Here is an 18,143-nt window from a genome sequence, read left to right on the forward strand (position 1 = left end):
CTGATTGCCCCCATTGATATTTTACTTCGCAATAAAGCGACGCACCCAGCCAAAAGTCGCCGCGCCAAGACCAATGGCAAAAACGCTGTAAGCAATGATGCAGTACTGCGCCATGTTCAACCCCAGTAGGCTCCAATCGTCTTCCCCGCAGATCCCTGAAGGTTGAAATTCATATGGAAACCACTGGTGCAGCGGCAAGCCCAATGGGAATGTCGGCTCGGTGGAACATGCGCTACCACCGCCACCGGCAGCAAACAGATCGCCACCGCTGGCCATCACGTCATCCAGTGCGTGGCTGGAGTCGTGCAGTGCATTCAGATCGAACGACCACATCAACCCTTGCAACACGCCGTACCAAGCCAACGCCATGCCGCATACTTTCAGCACATTATTGCTGGGGTTACCGGCGATAATGACACCGGCAAATAAAATGCAGAACGGACTAAAGCGGATGTAGACGCAGATTTCACAGGGATCCATTTCAAGGAACCACTGGAAGTAGCCCATCGCCGATAAAATCAGCAACAGCGCCGCTCATCAGTAACCACAGCCACCGTTGTTGCTGCCACTCCGTTAAGGTTTGTGCTGGCGGGAATAATGTCAGTTTTGGTGCAACTTAGATCGCAGAACATGGCCTTTAGGGCCACAGCCCCTCTTTTGTTATTTGTGCAAAAACGCCGTTATTGCACATTCACGCCGTCGCGCGGAGTCGCCCCAACAAAAAAGGCAACGCCAAGATGGCGTTGCCTTTTTGGCGGAACCAAACCCAAGGTTACTCGGCGGTGTCCTGCATCACGCTGCTGCCTTCGGCCGTGGCCAGCTGGGCAAGCTCTTTGTCGATCAGGTACAGGCTGGCGCCGTCGTTGCCCACCAGTTCAATGCGGTCGAGTACGCCTTTGAACAGCTTCTCTTCTTCGTGCTGCTCGGCCACGTACCACTGCAGGAAGTTGAAAGTAGAGTAATCTTGGTTAGCAAAAGCGGTGTGAGCCAAATCGTTGATCTTTTTGGTGATCAGCTGTTCGTGCTCAAAGGTTTTTACAAACACATCGTGCAGTGATTCAAACTGCGATTCGGGCGCATCAATCGCCCCTAACAGCGGCATGCCGCCGGCTTCAGACACGTAGGTGAACAAACGGCGCATGTGCTCCATCTCTTCATCGGCGTGCGCACGCAGAAACTCAGCCGCGCCTTCAAAGCCCTTGTCTTCACACCATGCGCTCATTTGCAGGTAAAGGTTAGAGGAGAAAAACTCCAGATTGATCTGCTCGTTGAGGCGGGTGGTCATTGCTGCAGCCAACATGTAACGCTCCTTGATTGGATTTTATCGGCCGTTATGGCTTCCCAATTGGGTAACCAGAACAACCCTTTACTGCTGGCTATGGTGCTACGGTCACCGCCCCAGCGCAACCATACCGATGGGATTGGATCACAGCGCGCTGATAAATTGCAGGTGGAAGTCAGCGGCTTAAACCGACGGAGGCCGCCACATCAGCAGCAATGGCTGCTTGCGGCAATAGGCTTGATAGGGTGCCAAGATCGGCGCTGGTGCGCTGGTTTGCGCTTGATAGCCCGCCCGTTGATATAAGCCGTGCAGATGGGGATAGGGGTAGCACCAGATGGGCTCGGCCACGGCCGCATCAATAAACTGCAGCAAGTGTAACGCCAAGCCTTGGCGCCGATAGGCGGGATCCACCAGCAGCGCCCGCAACAGCCAGTGCTCGCCTTTGGGGGCGAGCCGCAGCACCGCCACAATCTGTTGCGTGGGGTTGCGTAACACTGCGATGCGTTCGTCGCCTTTGGCTTTCTCTTTACTGCCACAGCGGCGGTAAAAGGCGGTTGCCAGCGGCGCTTGCAGCGGCGTAAGCCACTGGCCGATCACGCCATCGCCGCCTTCACGTACACATCAAAGCGGTTCTTTTTGGTGGCGATCACCGTGCTGGGTTTCTTACCATCGAGATCTTCGGCGTAGTCTGGGCGCTTCACCACCACCCGCTTGCTGGCTAAGGCCAACGCCGGAGCCAACAGGCCGTCGGCATCCAGATCGGCACCAACCAGCTGCTGGAATACCCGCATCTCTTTCTTTACCAGCGCCGATTTCGCGCGATGGGGATACATCGGATCCAGATAAACCACGTCGGGTTGCAGCGCCAACTGCCCCAGTTGCTCAACGCTGTTGCCGTGATGCAGCTGCAACCGCTGCTGCAGCCACGGGCCAATCTCCGGATCTTGATACGCCCGTTGCAGGCCATCGTCCAGCAACGCCGCCACCACCGGATGGCGTTCCACCATGGTAACGGTGCAACCAAGGCTGGCCAGCACAAAGGCATCGCGCCCTAAGCCTGCGGTGCCATCCACCACCGTGGGCATCACCCCGCCTTTAAGCCCAACGGCTTTGGCGATGGCTTGGCCTCGGCCCCCCCCGAATTTACGCCGGTGCGCCACCGCGCCGCCGATCAAATCCACCTCTATCGCCCCAAGCTTCGGTTCGGCGCGCAGATACAGGCTTAACCGCTCTTGCTGATAGCACAACAGAAACGGCGCTTCATCCGAGTGCACCAATCCCCACCGCGCGGCCATCTGTTGCAGGCGTTCTGGGTGTTGTTGGCTGAGATCAAGGTAGATGGCGGTCATGGTTGGCTCGATGATGGCGACACAGATTTGCGGGCAGTATAAAGGTAGCGCCAAAAACGACAAGAGCCGACATTGTCGGCTCTTGTGCGGGGGCAGGCTGAAGCGGCAAGTTAAGCGGCAGCAACGTCACCTAAGGTCAGCCCTTCCAGCTGTTGCTGGTTTTGGCTCAGCACTTCAAAACAGCGTTCGTGCCAGTTGCCCTGCGGTGCCGCGATCCCCGCTTGCACCAACAGCGCCGACAGCGCATCCATCATGATGGTTTCATCTTGCAGCAGTTTTACTGGGCTTAGGGTTTGTCGCGACGCTTGCAACTGCACCCCCAACATCAGGGCGCGGCCGGTTTCGGCCATGCGTTCAATGGCAACGCTGTCGAGGCTGGCTGTGCCACTGTCCACCGCCTGTTGCAGTACGGCTTTTAAGACCAGCGACAGCTCGTGCGTGGTTTGACGCAACACCACCTGACGCTGATCAGCAGCACGGCACCACAGCTCGGTGTGGCTAACCAGCATCTCTAACTGCGCTAACACGTCGTCTTGCACCAAGCGACGACGATCGGACAGCAGCAACACCATGAACTTTTCAGCGGTGCTGATTGGCATCTGCTGTACTAATTCAAACCAATCGCTGCGGCGTTGTACGGCCAGCTGCACCAGTGCCGCCATCATGTCTTCTTTCGACAGGAAGTGGCCATACAGGGTGCCAACTGAACATTCCGCTACGCGAGCAACATCCGCCATGCGAAAGTCCAGTGCACCTTTACTGCGGGCGGTGCTCAGTGCCGCGGCCAAAATACGCCGTTCTCTTGATTTGAACAGTTCCGATTTGTTCATGATGCAAACTCCGTTAATCAATTAATCAATAACCACGCGATTAACGCACCGTTATTGCTGCTGATTATGATCAAATCAAATTCAGCTCCAGCAGACTGAGGCACGGATCACACAACACGCTCATTTTTCTTTTGATAACAACATGTTGATCGAATCGGCTCATTTTTGGTTATTGCATTATTTGTTTTTTTTATTAACTAGGCGGATTGTTTATATTTATTACTCAACTGCGCTTCATTACGATAACAATTGAATTTTATTCATTAGTTTTTTATTTCATCAGTTCGTTTTCAGCCAGCATAAAAATTAAGATAAACCGATTTATTTAGCGGGATGAAATAAAAAGCCCTCGCACAAGGCGAGGGCTAAATAAACAGGTTAAGGCTAGAAGTTCTGTAAGACTTTAGCGGGCGATGCCGCAGTGGCGCAGCAGCGCTTCGGTGCTTGGCTCGCGGCCACGGAACGCCACAAACAGGTTCATCGGTTCGTCGCTGCCACCACGCTCTAGCACGTGTTGGGCAAAATCCGCCCCCGCTTGCGCCGAGAAGATCCCTTCCTCTTCAAAGCGGCTAAATGCGTCGGCAGACAACACTTCCGCCCACTTGTAGCTGTAGTAACCGGCGGCGTAACCGCCAGCAAAGATGTGGCTAAAACCATGCTGGAAGCGGTTGAATTCCACCACCGGCACCACCGCCACTTGGCCGCGCACCTGATCCAAAATGGTTTGCACCCAATCGCTGGTGTCGCTTTGGTATTCCAAGTGCATGCGGAAATCAAACAGCGAGAACTCCAACTGACGCAGCATCATCATCGCGCTTTGGTAGTTTTTGGCCGCCAGCATCTTATCCAGCATCGCTTTTGGCAGTGGCTCGCCGCTTTCGAAGTGGCCGGAGATCTGCGCCAGCGCCTCTTCTTCCCAACACCAGTTTTCTAAGAATTGGCTTGGCAGTTCTACCGCATCCCACGGCACGCCGTTGATCCCCGCCACGCCACTGGCATCGACTCGGGTCAGCATGTGGTGGATGCCGTGGCCAAATTCGTGGAACAGGGTAACCACTTCGTCGTGGGTAAACAGCGCAGGCTGATCGCCCACGGGCGCGGTGAAGTTACAGGTTAAGTACGCCACCGGCTTTTGCAGCTGGCCCGCCAAGGTGAAACGGCGGCCTTGGCAATCGTCCATCCAGGCGCCACCGCGCTTATGCTGACGGGCGTACATGTCTAAGTAGAAGCTGCCGCGCACGCTGCCATCGGCTTCTAAAATGTCGAAGAAGCGCACGTCGTCGTGCCACTTATCAAATTCGCTGCGCTCGGCAACCTTCACCCCGAACAGACGCTCGACGGTGTAGAACAGGCCAGACAGCACCTTGTCTTCAGGGAAGTACGGCTTTAACGCTTCATCCGAGATGTCATACAGATCCTGCTTTTGTTTCTCGGCAAAGTAGGTCACGTCCCACGGTTGCAGATCTTGATGGCCGTGCGTATCGGCGGCGTATTTGGCCAAGGTTTTAAACTCTTGCTCGCCTTGGGCTTTGGACGCCAGCGCCAGCTCGTTCAAGAAGGTGATCACTTGATCCGGCGTTTGCGCCATCTTGGTGGCCAGCGACTTATCGGCGTAGCTGGCAAAGCCCAACAGCTGCGCTAATTCGTGGCGCAGAGCAAGGGTTTCGGTCATCAGCGCGCTGTTATCAAACTCACCGGCATTAGGGCCTTGATCCGACGCGCGGGTAGTAAAGGCGGTGTAGGCTTCGCGGCGCAGCTGCGCGTCGTCGGCGTAGGTCATTACCGCAAGGTACGATGGGAACTCCAGCGTTAACAGGTAACCGGATTGCTCACGCAACTCGGCGGCCTGCTTGGCGGCGGCAATGGCGTATTCGGGCAGCCCCTGCAACGCGCTGGCGTCGTCGAGCTGTTTGGTCCACGCATTGGTGGCGTCCAACACGTTGTTGGAATACTGGCTGGACAGATCCGACAGGCGGCTGACGATTTCGCCGTAACGCTGCTGTTTGTCGTCGTCTAAGCCGATGCCCGACAGTTCAAAATCACGCAAAGAATTGGTGATCACTTTTTGCTGTGCGCTGGTCAATTCGGCAAAGCCGTCACTGGCGGCCAGCTCTTTATAGGCTTGGTACAGCCCTTTGTGCTGCCCCAGCCAAGTGCTGTATTCCGACAACATCGGCAAACAAGCATCGTGGGCGGTTCGCCATTCGTCGGTGCTCACTACCGAATTCATGTGGCCTACGGGGCTCCATAAACGCGACAGTCGATCCTCGGCTTCATCCAATGGGGCAACAAGGTTATCCCAGTGCCACGGGCCGCCCGCTGCCATCGTTTGCTCAACGGTCTCGCGGCAGTGTTGCAGCGCGGCTTCCACCGCTGGCTGAATGTGTTCAGCGCGAATTTTAGAAAATTCCGGTAGGGCTTGCAGATCCAGCAGAGGGTTTGGCATGTGAGCTCCTTTGCACAACAAAATAAGCAGGATAGTAACGCCTAACTTGGGGGCGAAGTGGCGTAACTTCAACCACCTCAGCCGAGCATTTACGCGTAACTGTGGCCTAAAACGACAAAAGCCGCTGCAAAGGCAGCGGCTTTAACCAAAACTGACGCGTTTGGCATTACAGGGCGAAAGACAACCCCACGGTAACAACGGATTCGTTGTCAGCGCTTAAGCCTTCAGCTTCCATCTCTTTGTCGATGTCGCTGCCCGCAATGTGGTAGGCGTAACCCAGATTAAAGGCCAGGTTATCGTTAATGGCGTAGCTGGCGGCAGCGCCCACGCTGGTGTGGTTGTAACCGTCGTTGTCTTCGGTGGCGTAACCAAAGTCAAAACCAGCAACCACGAAGGCTTCCAGCGCCAGTTGTTCGTTGATCTGGTAAGGGGCAGTCAGGCCCAGCTCAACAAAGCTGCCTTCGGCTTCGGTGCTGTAAACCGCATCCAAAGACGGCACCAACAGATCGCACCCTTCGTAAGCCACACCGAAAGCGAATTCGTTGTCGTCTTCGTTGTCTTCAAACATCTCTAAACGGGTGTAAGCGGCGGCCATCGCGAAATCGCCCGCGTTGAAACCGTACTCAACAGTGATGGCCAGCTCGTCGTAATCGGCTTTCTCGTCGGAGTAGCCGTAATCAACCGCAACCGCAACGCCGTTTTCAAAACCTGCGGCAACACCAGCCCACGTAATGCCTGCGCCATCTAAGCTAGTACGACCTTCACCGGTGTGGTTGTTGTCGTAACTTACGTAACCTTCGATGTCAGCCGCTTGAACGCCTGCGCTGGCCATTACCGCCACTGCTACTAATGCCAATTTCTTCATCATCACTACCCACAATTTATTGATGTATTTGTAATGCGAGTCATTATCGTTATCAGCCAAACTCAGGCTGTGAGCTACGTCTCAGTTCAAGGTTGATCGCTGTTAATTCGCACTATCTCTGTGAACAAAACCACACAAGTGCTCACATTTGCGGCGCCAGTTGCAACATCTGTGCAGCATCTTTCCCAAAAACAGCCAAACATGCGGTTGTGACTGCGATTATTGCCCGTGCCGCTTGGCGTAAATAACAACAGCGACGATGAAAATAACGCCCGCAGCGCGAGAGCAACATTACCCATTGCCAATGGACTGCATGCAACAACATCGCACCGCAACCGTGGCGGCTGATCGCGCCTACTTTTAAAGTGAAAGGCCACCAATCCATGGCCACAACCGCAAGCCACGGCCACAGATAACGCCACCTTAATTGCGATCCGATTACCTCAATCCCTTGTTTTCGTTTGAGCCAACCCCCAATTAGGGTTACAACTTAGCCAACGCTATTGCCCAACCACATTGAAGGAATCCGTCATGGCACAACAGTTTGACTACATCGTATTAGGCGCAGGTTCAGGCGGCATCGCCTCTGCCAACCGTGCCGCCATGCGCGGCGCCAAGGTACTGCTGATCGAAGCGCAACACCTTGGTGGCACCTGCGTTAACGTTGGCTGTGTGCCAAAGAAAGTGATGTGGTTTGGGGCGCAGGTTGCAGAAGCGATCAACCTCTACAGCAAAGATTACGGCTTTGACGTTGAGCTGAAACAGTTCAACTGGAGCAAACTGGTTGAATCCCGCGAAGCCTACATCGAACGTATTCATGGCGGTTACAACCGTGGCCTCGACGCCAACGGCGTTACCTTGGCGCGGGGTTACGGCAAGTTTGTGGATAAAAACACCGTGGAAGTGAATGGCCAGCACTACAGCGCGCCCAACATCCTAATTGCCACCGGCGGCCGCCCAACCATTCCGAACATCCCCGGCGCCGAGCACGGCATCGATTCCAACGGCTTCTTTGCCCTAACCGAACAACCCAAGCGCGTGGCAGTCGTGGGCGCCGGTTACATCGCGGTGGAACTGGCGGGCGTACTGCATTCGCTGGGCAGCGAAACCCACCTGCTGGTGCGCAAACACGCGCCACTGCGTAGCTTCGATCCGCTGATTGTCGACACCTTAGTGGAGCTGATGGCGCAAGAGGGGCCAACCCTGCACACCCAATCCACCCCAGAATCCGTGGTGAAAAACGCCGATGGCAGCCTGACCTTGCAGTTAGAAAACGGCAAATCCGTAGAAGTGGATTGCCTGATCTGGGCCATTGGCCGTGAACCCGCCACCGACGGCATCAACATCGACGCCGCTGGCGTACAGGTCAACAGCCGTGGCTTTATCCCTGTGGATGAATACCAAAACACCAACGTCAGCGGGATCTACACCGTGGGCGACATCATGGAAGGCGGCATCGAGCTGACCCCAGTAGCAGTAAAAGCCGGTCGCGCCCTGTCCGAACGCCTGTTCGGCGGCCAACCGAACGCCAAGATGGATTACTCGCTGGTGCCAACCGTGGTGTTTAGCCACCCTACCATCGGCACCATCGGCTTAACCGAGCCCCAAGCCCGCGAGCAATACGGCGACGACAACATCACCGTTTACACCTCTGGCTTTGCCGCCATGTACACCGCCGTTACCGCCCACCGCCAGCAAACCCAAATGAAGCTGGTGTGCGCAGGCCCAGAGCAAAAAGTGGTTGGCCTGCACGGCATCGGCCTCGGCATGGACGAGATCCTGCAAGGCTTCGCCGTCGCCATCAAAATGGGCGCCACCAAAGCCGACTTTGACGCCACCGTGGCACTGCACCCAACCAGCGCCGAAGAGTTTGTGACCATGCGCTAATGGGTGGTTCGTTAACGAAAAAAGCCCGCTGAATGCGGGCTTTTTTGATCTGGGGGCTTGTGGCTAGCACACTAGCGAAGGCTTATGTAGCATATGTAATAGCGCAGAACTGATCTTTGGGTTCCCAAAGGCCGCTGCTATCATCGTCTGTCAATCGTAGGGAGATTTAAAAAACAGTGAAATTGGACGAGGTAATGCACTGGAAGCCGTTCAAACCGGCGAATGGTGGAGAGTCGGTAGACCTGTCCTACGCCAATGCTCATCGAGTCACCTATGTTCACAATGAACCTGGTAAAGATCCGATCACGTATGAGTTCTATGTCACCTACTCATGCCATGTTTTTGCTAAGGATTATCCTGAGCTGACAGAGCAAGAGCGCGCCGACCTGATTTATCACGCACCGAAGGAGTCTCGGCCGTTCTGCTACCGCAGGCATGTGCTCGCAAGGCAATACTTGCGTGCAATCATCGAAAATCTCGGAGCGGAGGGAAGTATTGTTCAGCATGCCGGACATGGTGGCTATGCGACAGCTGAGGTCGTTACTGAGGATAATAAAAAGCTGTATTACTTCGTGCCATTTAAGGTCTTCAAGGAACGAAAAAAGCTGCGGCTACATGTGGTCAGTGCGTACCCGCTGACTGATCGGCCCAATGGGAAGAGAGTGAAGTTTTTCACAATAGCGTGGAACCTGTTACGGAATCGTCCCATGCCTCGGCCACCTAGGTAGGCTCCAGATGTAACAAAGCCCGCTTAAGCGGGCTTCGCCAGAAAGCTTAGCTTTCTGGTATTCAGAACGTCTTTACCGGGCTTGGCCTCGACCACATGGGTAACGGGATGTCTGGCTGAGCCAGTCTGCTGCATCCTGCTAAAGATAACTCCTCTAGCTGGCTTCATTATGGGTTGACGTGCCTAAACATGTCAACCCATGTGTTGTAGTGGTCAACAAATGCCGGTCACAGTTTTAAGCCAATTCTCAGCAGCTACGGTTGCTTACAGGACAGCTACCTTATCAACAGCGGTCTACACCAACCCTGCGCCCTTTCGCCACATTCACAGCGTGGAGCGGTGTGCTGCACAATGAGGTAGAGCAACAGGATGTTGCGAATGCATCGCTAAGCCATGGATGGCGCATCGATGCAGGGTCGAATGGCGCAGTACAGAAGCGAAAGTAACGCTGTGCTAAGGCTGTGGGATTCCAAAGGGAGCATCCCCCCCTTTTTCTACGAGCTAGTGTGCCGTCGCCACCGCGACATTACCCCAGTGCAATCACCGCCAATACCCCCTGCGGCCGACCGTCAGGACGCCTGCTTAACTGGACAGCCACCTTATCAACAGCGGTCTACACCAACCCTGCGCTCTTCGCCGCATTCACAGCGTTGAGCGGTGTACTGCACAATGAGGTAGAGCAACAGGATGTTGCGAATGCATCGCTAAGCCATGGATGGCGCATCGATGCAGTGCCGAATGGCGCAGTACAAGGAGCGAAAGTAACGCTGTGCTAAGGCAGTGGGATTCCAAAGGGAGAATCCCTTTGGGTGCCGTCGCCACCGCTACATAGCCCCAGTGCTTAACAGGACAGCCACCATATCAACAGCGGTCTACACCAACCCTGCGCTCTTCGCCGCATTCACAGCGTGGAGCGGTGTGCTGCACAATGAGGTAGAGCAACAGGATGTTGCGAATGCATCGCTAAGCCATGGATGCAGGGCCGAATGGCGCAGTGCAAGGAGCGAAAGTAACGCTGTGCTAAGGCTGTGGGATTCCAAAGGGAGAATCCCCCCCCCTTTTTTCTACGAGCTAGTGTGCCGTCGCCACCGCGACATAGCCCCAGTGCAATCACCGCCAATCCCCCCCTGCGGCCGACCGTCAGGATAAATACCGAGCTACGATAAACCGCTGTCGGTGTGGCCGCCGTTATCAGGCCAGCCGCCTTAATGACGCTGCAGCAGATCCCACTTGTTGCCGTATAAGTCTTGGAACACGACCACGGTGCCGTACGTTTCCTCCCGTGGGGCTTCATTGAAGATCACCCCGTTGGCTTGCATCTGCTGGTAATCGCGCCAAAAGTCGTTGGTGTGCAGAAACAGAAACACGCGGCCGCCGGTTTGATTGCCAATGGCGGCGTGCTGCTGGCTGTTGCTGGCTTGCGCCAATAACAGATTGGTGCCAATGGCGTTGGGCGGGGCGATCTGCACCCAGCGTTTGCCGCCGCCTAGGTCGGTGTCTTCCACCAGCTCAAATCGCAATTTTTGGGTGTAAAATTCGATGGCGTCATCGTAGTTTTCAACCACCAAGGCAAGGCAGCCGATCTGCTGTTGAATGGGCTTGGTCATGATTGGGTTCCTCAATAAACGTGGTGCGATGTTAACGCGGCGGCCACGGGCACGACATCTTGCGGCAAGAGCCACACTGGCGCAATAACCACTGGCATTAACACACACTGAGGTGGATCCGATGCAAAGCACCGAGCAGCTCTGACAGCAGCGGCTTGATCCACAGGTGTTGCAGTACAAGCAGCGGCTGGAGCAGGCGGATCACATTGTGTTTATCTTCCCGATCTGGTGGGAGCTGATGCCAGCACTGACCAAGGGCTTTATTGATAAGCTGATCTTCCCCGGCATCGCCTATCGCTACCACGATAAGGGCAGCCGCATGTTCAGCACCTTAGACAAGCTGAAGGGGGTAACGCTGATCACCACCATGAATACCCCTTCGTTGGCGTATCGGCTGCTGTTTGGTAACGCCATTAGCAAGGCGCTGCTGATGGGCACCTTCTGGAAAATTGGCATTAAACAGCGTAAGTGGATCAATTTAAGTTCGGTCAAATCCACTTCACCCACTCAGCGCCAGCGCTGGCTGGATAAGCTGCATCAACGCTTTGCTGAGTTAAGCTAAGCCGCAAACTGGGCCGCATGGCGTGGGTTACCCCACCGCCAGTTTAACGGACTTGCGCCATGATCAACGCAGTGGCGCTTTGAGCCAGTTGCTCTAGCACGGCGGCGCTGGGCACTGGCATGCCAATCAACACTTGCGAGCGCGGCGCTAACAGCATGCCGCAGAACAGATCCACCATCATATTGGCGTCCGCCAGCCGCAAGCGTTGGTCAAAAAAGGCCGTTAACTGCTGCCCCACTTCATCATTGCCCTGTTCGTTAAAGCTGGCGATAAGCTCTGGCGCCTTGCCGTGCTCGGCCACCAGCAAGCGGTACGTTGCCAGATGTTCGTTGCTTAGGTGGGCGCGGATGAAGTGGCGCGCAAACCCCAGCAACGCGGCTTGGTTGTCGGGCTCCTCTAGGTGCACAAGGAAGCTGAACTCTTCGCTTTCGCCCATTTTTGCCAAGGTGGCGGCAAACAGTGCCAGCTTCGAGGGGTAATAGCGGTACACCGTTTGTTTGGTTACCGCCGCTAAGCGGGCGATCGCATCCATGCTTGCCGACAGATAGCCCTGAGACAAAAACGTGTGTTCTGCGGCAGTTAGAATGGCGTGGCGCTTTTCTGCCCGCTTCTGCTCCATTTTACTCATCAATGCTTTCCCTCAATGCTCCAGATAATAATCACACCCAATAGTATGACTTTGTTGACAAGCTGGCAATCGAGATCAATCATACTACCAAGTATGATTTTTTGAGGGGGTACTTATCATGAACCCAAGTTTGACCACCAAATGGGGCGCCAGCCCCCGTACTACCGGCATCGCCATCGCCTTTTTAGGGGCGGTTCTGATGAGTTTCGATCCCATCTTTATTCGTTTTTCTGGCGTCAGTGGCGTTGATACCGCCTTCCTGTTTGGCCTGTTTACGGCACTATCAATGGCGTGGTTTGTGCAACGCCAAGATCCCAACGGGCTGCTTGGGGCGCTGCGCCACGGTGGCTTGCCGCTGCTGCTGTCGGGGCTGTTGATGCTTGGCAGCGCCTCGTCGTTGGTGCTTAGCATCAAGCTGACTTCCGTGGCCAACACCTTTGTGATCTTAAGTGCTTCCCCTGCCATTGCGGCGCTGTTCAGCTGGTTGCTGTTGCGGGAAGTTACGTCACGGCAAACGTGGGTGGCGATAGGCGCAGTGATGATTGGCATCGGCATTGTGGTTTCCGGCGCGTACCAAAGCGGTTATTGGCTGGGGGATCTGTTGGCACTGGTGGCGGTTACTTGCATATCGTTGCTGCAAACCTTGATGCGTAAGTTTCCTGAGATCAGCCGCATGGCCAGCGTGGGCTTAGGTGGCGCCCTGCTGGCGCTGGTGATGTTGATCTTTGCTGAGCCCGCCAGCTACTCGCTGCACACCTGGTTGGTGATGGCCGCGATGGGGCTATTCAGTGCGCCTTTTGGTCGCGTTTTATCTCAGGTTGCCACCCGTTACATTACCGCACCAGAAGTGGGGATGATCCTGATCGTCGAAACCGTATTCGCGCCGCTGTGGGCCTTTGGCTTCTTTGGCGAAGTGCCCGCCAACAGCAGCTTTCTTGGCGGTGCCATCATATTACTCACTCTGATTTGGTACACCAAAGCCAGCAACCAAGCCCAATAGGAGCCTGCCCATGCAACCCACTTTGCCGTTTATCGGCCAGATTGAAACGCCGTATCAGCGCATTGAGCACTGCCCCACTGCACAGTCATCAGGGCTTGGCAGTGGCAGTGTTATTGGCGCTCATGCCTTTGTTGCTGCTTCAACAACGCAATCGTTTTGATTTGAAATAACGAAGCAACGGCTTCGACTGTACTTTCTTGGCCAATTCTGGTGTTGTTAACCCCCAACCAAGGAGAGTCCAATGAGTCCATTTCAACGCCTGAAAGCCCGCCAGCGGCAGGAACGGCATCACTACCATGATTCCATCGGGCTAAGGGTACACCGAGCGTTGAGTTGGCTAGAGCAAGCGGAGCAAAGTCGCGATGACGATGCCCGCTTTCTGTTTTTGTGGATCGCCTTTAACAGCGCCTACGCACAAGAGCAGGAGCAAGATCACCGCTTGGCGGAGCGCAATTTGTATCAGCAATTTCTGCAAAAGCTGGTGGATCTGGACGATCACCACCGCCTTGCCGACGTGGTGTGGCAGCATTACGCCAGCGCCATTCGCTGCATCTTGGATAACCAATTTATCTTGCCGGAATACTGGCAGTTTCAACGCGGTGAGATTGATGAGCCGCAGTGGAAATGCGCCCTGAACAGTGCCAAAGCCGCCGCCAACCGTGCCCTTGCCAGTAACGACACCGCCAAGGTGCTTGCGATTGTGTTTCAACGGCTTTACACCCTGCGAAATCAAATGATCCACGGCGGTGCCACCTACGGCAGCAGCGCCAATCGTGCCCAGTTAGCGGATTGCACTGCGGTTTTGACGCAGTTGGTGCCGCTGATCATCGAACTGATGATGGATAACCACAACGCGCTGTGGGGCGATGCCATCTACCCATTGGTGCCAGCCTAAGCCCACTATTGATGGCGCTTATCCATCAATAGTGCAGCGCCAACCACAGTGCTCAATACAGCACAAAACACCAGCAACAGCTAACCCCGAAGGTCGCTGACGCAACCAAGCAGCAAGCCAACAACACTTAAGTTAATCAAATGGCCACAACACCGACGAACGCTCTGATTAGAGCAATTGTACTTGGTGTGTGGATCACTACTATGGCGGCAAATTATCCGGGTAAGAGGCCGCAAACGGTGAAAGCATTCCATCCGATCCATGAAGATCTGTTCTCGTTAAGCATTGGCGTGGTGGTGCTGTCGTTAGCACTGGTGCTGCTGAAACAAGCGGGCGTACAAGTGGGTGGCATCGCGGGTTTGGGGCTGTTGATCAGCCAGTTAAGCGACATCAGCTTTGGCTTGCTGTTTTTCGGATTAAGCGCCCCTTTCTACGTGATGTCGTGGTTCCGCATGAGCAAGCGCTTCACCTTGCAAAGCGTGCTGTGCGTGGGCGCCATCTCTTATCTGGCCGAGCTGATGCAGCTGAACATCGCCATCTCGGGGTTAACGCCGATGATGGCCGGTGCCATGGGCGGGGTGCTGTGTGGCTTAGGGCTGTTGGTGCTGTTTCGCCACGGTGCCAGTGCCGGTGGCTTTAATGTGTTGGCGATCTACTGCCAGCAACGCTTTGGCATTCGCGCCGGTTACCTGATGATGGGCTTAGATCTGGCGATTTTGCTGGCCACGGCGCTGTTGTTCAGCGTTGAAACCCTGCTGGCATCCACCTTGTGTGTGGTGTTGATGAATCTGGTGGTGGGGCTAAACCATAAGCCCGGCCGCTACATCGCCCAGCCGCAATTGGCGTCGTCCTGATCCCTTCGCGGTTACAGCACAAACCCAAAAAAGCCAGAGCAATTGCTCTGGCTTTTGGGTTGTTGCTTCATCTGATCAGCGCGTTAGCCAAGCGCGCGGCCGCCAAAGCAGCGGCGGTATAAGGTAGGCAACACCAGCAGAGTGAGCGCGGTTGAGCTCACCAAGCCGCCGATGATCACCATCGCCAATGGCCGTTGCACTTCCGAGCCAACCCCGGTGGCGAGGATCACTGGGATCAAGCCTAAGGCCGAGGTAAGCGCGGTCATCAGTACTGGGCGCAAGCGGCTAATTGCCCCTTCAAACACCGCCAACTCTAAGGGCTCCCCCGCCGCCAGCCGCTGGTTGATGGCATCCACCAACACCACGCCGTTCAGTACCGCAACGCCAAACAGGGTGATAAACCCAATCGACGAGGGCACCGATAAGTAGGTGCCACTCAGCCATAGGCTGAACACTCCGCCGATCAGCGCCAAGGGCACGTTAGCCATGATCAACAACGCTTGCCCAACCGAGCCAAACGAGAAAAACAGCAGCAGTGCGATCAGCACCACCGACACCGGCACCACCAGCGCCAAGCGCTGCTGCGCCCGTTGCTGGCTTTCGTATTGGCCGCCCACTTGCACCACATAGCCGGCGGGCAGCTGTGCATTGGCGTGGATGCTGGCGTAAATGTCGGCCACCACCGAGCCCATGTCGCGCCCCACGACATTGGCTTGGATCACCACCCGCCGCTGCACGTCATCACGGCGAATGTTGGGCGGCGCGGTTTCCATGGCCAGTTGCGCGACATCACCAAGACGCACTAAAGCGCCTGCGGGGCTGCGTAACGTAAGGTTGGCCAAGGCATCGGGATCGCCACGAAAACGCGCTTGATAACGCACCTGAATGTCGTAACGGGCGTTGCCCTCTATCACCTGTCCGGCGCTAACGCCGCCGACCCCATCGGCCACCAATTGCAGCACCTGATCAACCGTCATGCCGTAACGCGCTAAGGCATCGCGGTTTGGTCGCACCACCAATTGCAGCTCACCGGCGATCTGCTCCAGTGCCACATCGGTGGCGCCATCAACCTGCTGCACCAGTGCTTCGAGTTCTCGGCCTTTGCTGGCCAAAACGGTCAGATCTGGGCCAAACAGTTTAATCGCCAGCTGCGCCCGCACCCCCGAAAGCAGTTCATCAACCCGCGTGGCGATGGGCTGGGAAAAGTTAAACAGCAAACCGGGGTGCTGTTGCAGCTTTTGCGCCATCAACGCTTGCAGCGCAAACCGATCCGGTGCCGATTGCCACTGATCGACGGGCTGCAAGCCCACGTAGATTTCGATGTTGGATATCGGTTCGGGATCGCCGCCGATCTCGGCAGCGCCAATGCGACTGACGGCGTATTCAACCTCGGGAAATTGCAGCAGCAACGCTTCGAGCTTGGGGGCCACCTGCAAGGCGGTATTAAGATTGGCGGTGGGGGCCAAGGTTACCCGTATGTTGATGGTGCCCTCTTCCAGTTCTGGCACAAATTCGGTGCCCAGTTGCGGCACCACCGCCAAGGTCGCCAGCAGCAACCCCGCCGCCGCGCTAAGCATTGGGGTCGGTTTGTTGATCACCCACGCCAGAGTATGCCGATAGGCACGTTCCAGCGGCACCAGTAGCGGGCTCGGCCGCAGAGTGAGCCGCCGTGGAAACAGGTAAGCCGCCAGCGCCGGCACCACCACCAGCGCCGTTACTAAGGCGGCCATCATCGCCAGCAAAATGCTGATCGCCATTGGCTGAAACAGCTTGCCTTCCACCCCTTCTAAGGTGAACAGCGGCGCAAACACCACCATGATAATGGCGGTGGCGAAAAACACGGGGCGCGCCACTTCACGCGCCGCAGCCACGAGCCGCTGACGCACGGTAACGGTGCTGGCGCCTTTGCCCAGATGCTTAACGATGTGTTCCACCATCACAACCGACCCATCCACCAACATGCCGATGGCAACGGCCAAGCCCCCCAACGACATTAAGTTGGCCGAGATGCCCAACATCGCCATGAGCGCCAAGGCCAAACCGATGGCGATGGGGATCGACACCAATACCAGCAGGGTTGCCCGTAAGTTCACTAAGAACAACGCCAAGATAACCACAATCAACACAAAGGCGATGGCCAGCGCATCGCGCACCGTGGTGACCGCTTTGGCCACCAGATCGGCGTTGTCGTAGTAGGGCTCTAACAGTACCCCCGCCGGTAGCGCGGCGCGGATCTGCGGCAGCCGAGCGTTAATGTCGTCGATGGTGGCTTTGGTGTTGGCGCCAATCCGTTTCAGCACCACCCCAGACACCACCTCGCCTAAGGCTTCGGCTTGGCCGTTGGGGTTGCGGCGGGTCATGGTGAGCGCCCCAACGCGGATCTGGGCCCCAAAGCCTACCTCGGCCACATCCCCCACCAAAATTGGGGTGCCATTCACGCTGGTTAGCGGCAACGCGGCAATGGCGGCCAAGCCCGCGTCCCCTGCGGGAATAAAGCCGTAGCCACGCACCACAAATTGCTCTTCACCCCGGGGCATAAACCAGCCGCCGGTGTTGCGGTTGTTGGCCGCAAGGGTTTGGCGTAAATCGTCGAGGGTCAGTGCAAACGCCAGCAGTTTGTCGGGATCAACGCGCACTTGGTATTGCCGTACTTCGCCCCCAAACGAGAGCACTGCGGTGATCCCATCCACCGGCATCAGCATCCGCTTTACCAGGGTGTCGTTGAGGCTACGCAGATCCATGCTGCTGTAGCCGCTGCCAGCCTCGGCGCGCAGCAGGTATTGGTAGATCTGCCCTAGGCCCGAGGTATTGGGCCCCATCTCTGGGGTGCCAACGCCAGCGGGGATTGCGTCTCGCGCTTCTTGCAGCTTGGCTTGCACCAACTGGCGCGCAAAGTAGATGTCGGTGCCTTCGGCAAACACCACCGTTACCATCGAAAAGCCGGTGCGCGATAACGAGCGCACCTGAGTTACCCCAGGCAGCGCGTACATTGCGGCTTCCAGCGGGTAGGTGATCAGTTGTTCCACCTCTTCGGCCGCTAAGCCAGCGGCGGCGGTGTTAATGTCGACCTGAATGTTGGTGACATCGGGAAAGGCATCAAAATCCAGTTTGGGCAGGGTAAAGGCCACGGCGGCGACAGCCCCAAGCAACAGCAGCATCACGATCAGGCGCTGCTCAACTGCCCAGGTTGTTAATCTGGCTAACATGATTG

16 protein-coding genes are annotated in these 18,143 nt (G+C 56.1%); 6 read left to right on the plus strand and 10 right to left on the minus strand.

Going from position 1 to position 18,143, the window contains the following annotated elements:
• Positions 1-21 precede the first annotated feature (21 nt).
• The 7 genes from Q0796_RS11220 to Q0796_RS11250 all read right to left on the minus strand — a co-directional run bounded on the left by Q0796_RS11220 (position 22) and on the right by Q0796_RS11250 (position 6,775).
• The gene (locus Q0796_RS11220) at positions 22-525 is read right to left on the minus strand and encodes a disulfide bond formation protein B (protein ID WP_298443064.1); all 504 of its coding nucleotides are present in this window, start codon (positions 523-525) and stop codon (positions 22-24) included.
• Between the two features lie 247 nt (positions 526-772).
• Entirely contained in the window at positions 773-1,300 is a 528-nt protein-coding gene (gene ftnA, locus Q0796_RS11225; protein WP_298443066.1) for a non-heme ferritin, read from the minus strand.
• A 165-nt stretch (positions 1,301-1,465) separates the two neighbouring features.
• Complete coding sequence (locus tag Q0796_RS11230; protein WP_298443068.1) at positions 1,466-1,879, minus strand: GNAT family N-acetyltransferase; 414 nt, start codon at positions 1,877-1,879, stop codon at positions 1,466-1,468.
• Positions 1,876-2,631 carry a class I SAM-dependent methyltransferase gene (locus Q0796_RS11235; protein ID WP_298443071.1) on the minus strand — a complete coding sequence of 252 codons (756 nt, stop codon included), beginning with the start codon at positions 2,629-2,631 and terminating at the stop codon, positions 1,876-1,878. Before Q0796_RS11235 ends, Q0796_RS11230 begins: the two co-directional genes overlap by 4 nt.
• 110 nt (positions 2,632-2,741) lie before the next feature.
• Positions 2,742-3,461 (minus strand): TetR/AcrR family transcriptional regulator, encoded by a 720-nt coding sequence (locus tag Q0796_RS11240; RefSeq protein WP_298443074.1) that lies wholly within the window; start codon positions 3,459-3,461, stop codon positions 2,742-2,744.
• Positions 3,462-3,864: 403 nt separating this feature from the next.
• Entirely contained in the window at positions 3,865-5,907 is a 2,043-nt protein-coding gene (gene prlC / locus Q0796_RS11245) for an oligopeptidase A (protein ID WP_298443077.1), read from the minus strand.
• Between the two features lie 166 nt (positions 5,908-6,073).
• Positions 6,074-6,775 (minus strand): hypothetical protein, encoded by a 702-nt coding sequence (locus Q0796_RS11250; protein WP_298443079.1) that lies wholly within the window; start codon positions 6,773-6,775, stop codon positions 6,074-6,076.
• A 528-nt stretch (positions 6,776-7,303) separates the two neighbouring features.
• Here Q0796_RS11250 and gorA point away from each other — a divergent pair.
• On the plus strand, positions 7,304-8,659 hold the full coding sequence (gorA, locus tag Q0796_RS11255; RefSeq protein WP_298443081.1) for a glutathione-disulfide reductase: 1,356 nt from the start codon (positions 7,304-7,306) through the stop codon (positions 8,657-8,659).
• A 176-nt stretch (positions 8,660-8,835) separates the two neighbouring features.
• Positions 8,836-9,387 (plus strand): stationary phase growth adaptation protein, encoded by a 552-nt coding sequence (locus Q0796_RS11260; protein ID WP_298443084.1) that lies wholly within the window; start codon positions 8,836-8,838, stop codon positions 9,385-9,387.
• 1,204 nt (positions 9,388-10,591) lie between these two features.
• Here the strand turns inward: Q0796_RS11260 and Q0796_RS11265 are convergent.
• Positions 10,592-10,993, minus strand: coding sequence for a VOC family protein (locus Q0796_RS11265; protein WP_298443086.1), 402 nt, complete (start codon positions 10,991-10,993; stop codon positions 10,592-10,594).
• 166 nt (positions 10,994-11,159) lie between these two features.
• On the opposite strand from Q0796_RS11265, the gene Q0796_RS11270 reads away from it, so the two are divergent.
• Complete coding sequence (locus tag Q0796_RS11270) at positions 11,160-11,555, plus strand: NAD(P)H-dependent oxidoreductase (RefSeq protein ID WP_298443089.1); 396 nt, start codon at positions 11,160-11,162, stop codon at positions 11,553-11,555.
• A 43-nt stretch (positions 11,556-11,598) separates the two neighbouring features.
• Here the strand turns inward: Q0796_RS11270 and Q0796_RS11275 are convergent, their stop codons facing one another.
• Complete coding sequence (locus Q0796_RS11275) at positions 11,599-12,183, minus strand: TetR/AcrR family transcriptional regulator (RefSeq protein ID WP_298443092.1); 585 nt, start codon at positions 12,181-12,183, stop codon at positions 11,599-11,601.
• 118 nt (positions 12,184-12,301) lie between these two features.
• Here Q0796_RS11275 and Q0796_RS11280 point away from each other — a divergent pair, with 118 nt between their 5' ends.
• The 3 genes from Q0796_RS11280 (at position 12,302) to Q0796_RS11290 (ending at position 14,932) form a co-directional block, all read left to right on the plus strand.
• Positions 12,302-13,183 carry a DMT family transporter gene (locus tag Q0796_RS11280; protein WP_298443094.1) on the plus strand — a complete coding sequence of 294 codons (882 nt, stop codon included), beginning with the start codon at positions 12,302-12,304 and terminating at the stop codon, positions 13,181-13,183.
• A gap of 241 nt (positions 13,184-13,424) precedes the next feature.
• The gene (locus tag Q0796_RS11285) at positions 13,425-14,078 is read left to right on the plus strand and encodes a HEPN domain-containing protein (RefSeq protein WP_298443097.1); all 654 of its coding nucleotides are present in this window, start codon (positions 13,425-13,427) and stop codon (positions 14,076-14,078) included.
• Between the two features lie 203 nt (positions 14,079-14,281).
• Positions 14,282-14,932, plus strand: a complete 651-nt coding sequence (locus Q0796_RS11290; protein ID WP_298443099.1) for a YitT family protein — start codon at positions 14,282-14,284, stop codon at positions 14,930-14,932.
• A gap of 83 nt (positions 14,933-15,015) precedes the next feature.
• Here the strand turns inward: Q0796_RS11290 and Q0796_RS11295 are convergent, their stop codons facing one another.
• Complete coding sequence (locus Q0796_RS11295) at positions 15,016-18,138, minus strand: CusA/CzcA family heavy metal efflux RND transporter (RefSeq protein WP_298443101.1); 3,123 nt, start codon at positions 18,136-18,138, stop codon at positions 15,016-15,018.
• Positions 18,139-18,143 lie beyond the last annotated feature (5 nt).

Origin of the sequence: uncultured Ferrimonas sp. (assembly GCF_947489035.1) — a bacterium.
Classification (GTDB): domain Bacteria; phylum Pseudomonadota; class Gammaproteobacteria; order Enterobacterales; family Shewanellaceae; genus Ferrimonas.

Excerpts from the sequence above, each read along its gene's own strand:
- ftnA (WP_298443066.1), bottom strand. The coding sequence starts at position 1,300 with ATGTTGGCTGCAGCAATGACCACCCGCCTCAACGAGCAGATCAATCTG.
- Q0796_RS11235 (WP_298443071.1), bottom strand. The coding sequence starts at position 2,631 with ATGACCGCCATCTACCTTGATCTCAGCCAACAACACCCAGAACGCCTG.
- Q0796_RS11240 (WP_298443074.1), bottom strand. The coding sequence starts at position 3,461 with ATGAACAAATCGGAACTGTTCAAATCAAGAGAACGGCGTATTTTGGCC.
- prlC (WP_298443077.1), bottom strand. The coding sequence starts at position 5,907 with ATGCCAAACCCTCTGCTGGATCTGCAAGCCCTACCGGAATTTTCTAAA.
- Q0796_RS11250 (WP_298443079.1), bottom strand. The coding sequence starts at position 6,775 with ATGATGAAGAAATTGGCATTAGTAGCAGTGGCGGTAATGGCCAGCGCA.
- gorA (WP_298443081.1), top strand. The coding sequence starts at position 7,304 with ATGGCACAACAGTTTGACTACATCGTATTAGGCGCAGGTTCAGGCGGC.
- Q0796_RS11265 (WP_298443086.1), bottom strand. The coding sequence starts at position 10,993 with ATGACCAAGCCCATTCAACAGCAGATCGGCTGCCTTGCCTTGGTGGTT.
- Q0796_RS11275 (WP_298443092.1), bottom strand. The coding sequence starts at position 12,183 with ATGAGTAAAATGGAGCAGAAGCGGGCAGAAAAGCGCCACGCCATTCTA.
- Q0796_RS11280 (WP_298443094.1), top strand. The coding sequence starts at position 12,302 with ATGAACCCAAGTTTGACCACCAAATGGGGCGCCAGCCCCCGTACTACC.
- Q0796_RS11285 (WP_298443097.1), top strand. The coding sequence starts at position 13,425 with ATGAGTCCATTTCAACGCCTGAAAGCCCGCCAGCGGCAGGAACGGCAT.
- Q0796_RS11290 (WP_298443099.1), top strand. The coding sequence starts at position 14,282 with ATGGCGGCAAATTATCCGGGTAAGAGGCCGCAAACGGTGAAAGCATTC.
- Q0796_RS11295 (WP_298443101.1), bottom strand. The coding sequence starts at position 18,138 with ATGTTAGCCAGATTAACAACCTGGGCAGTTGAGCAGCGCCTGATCGTG.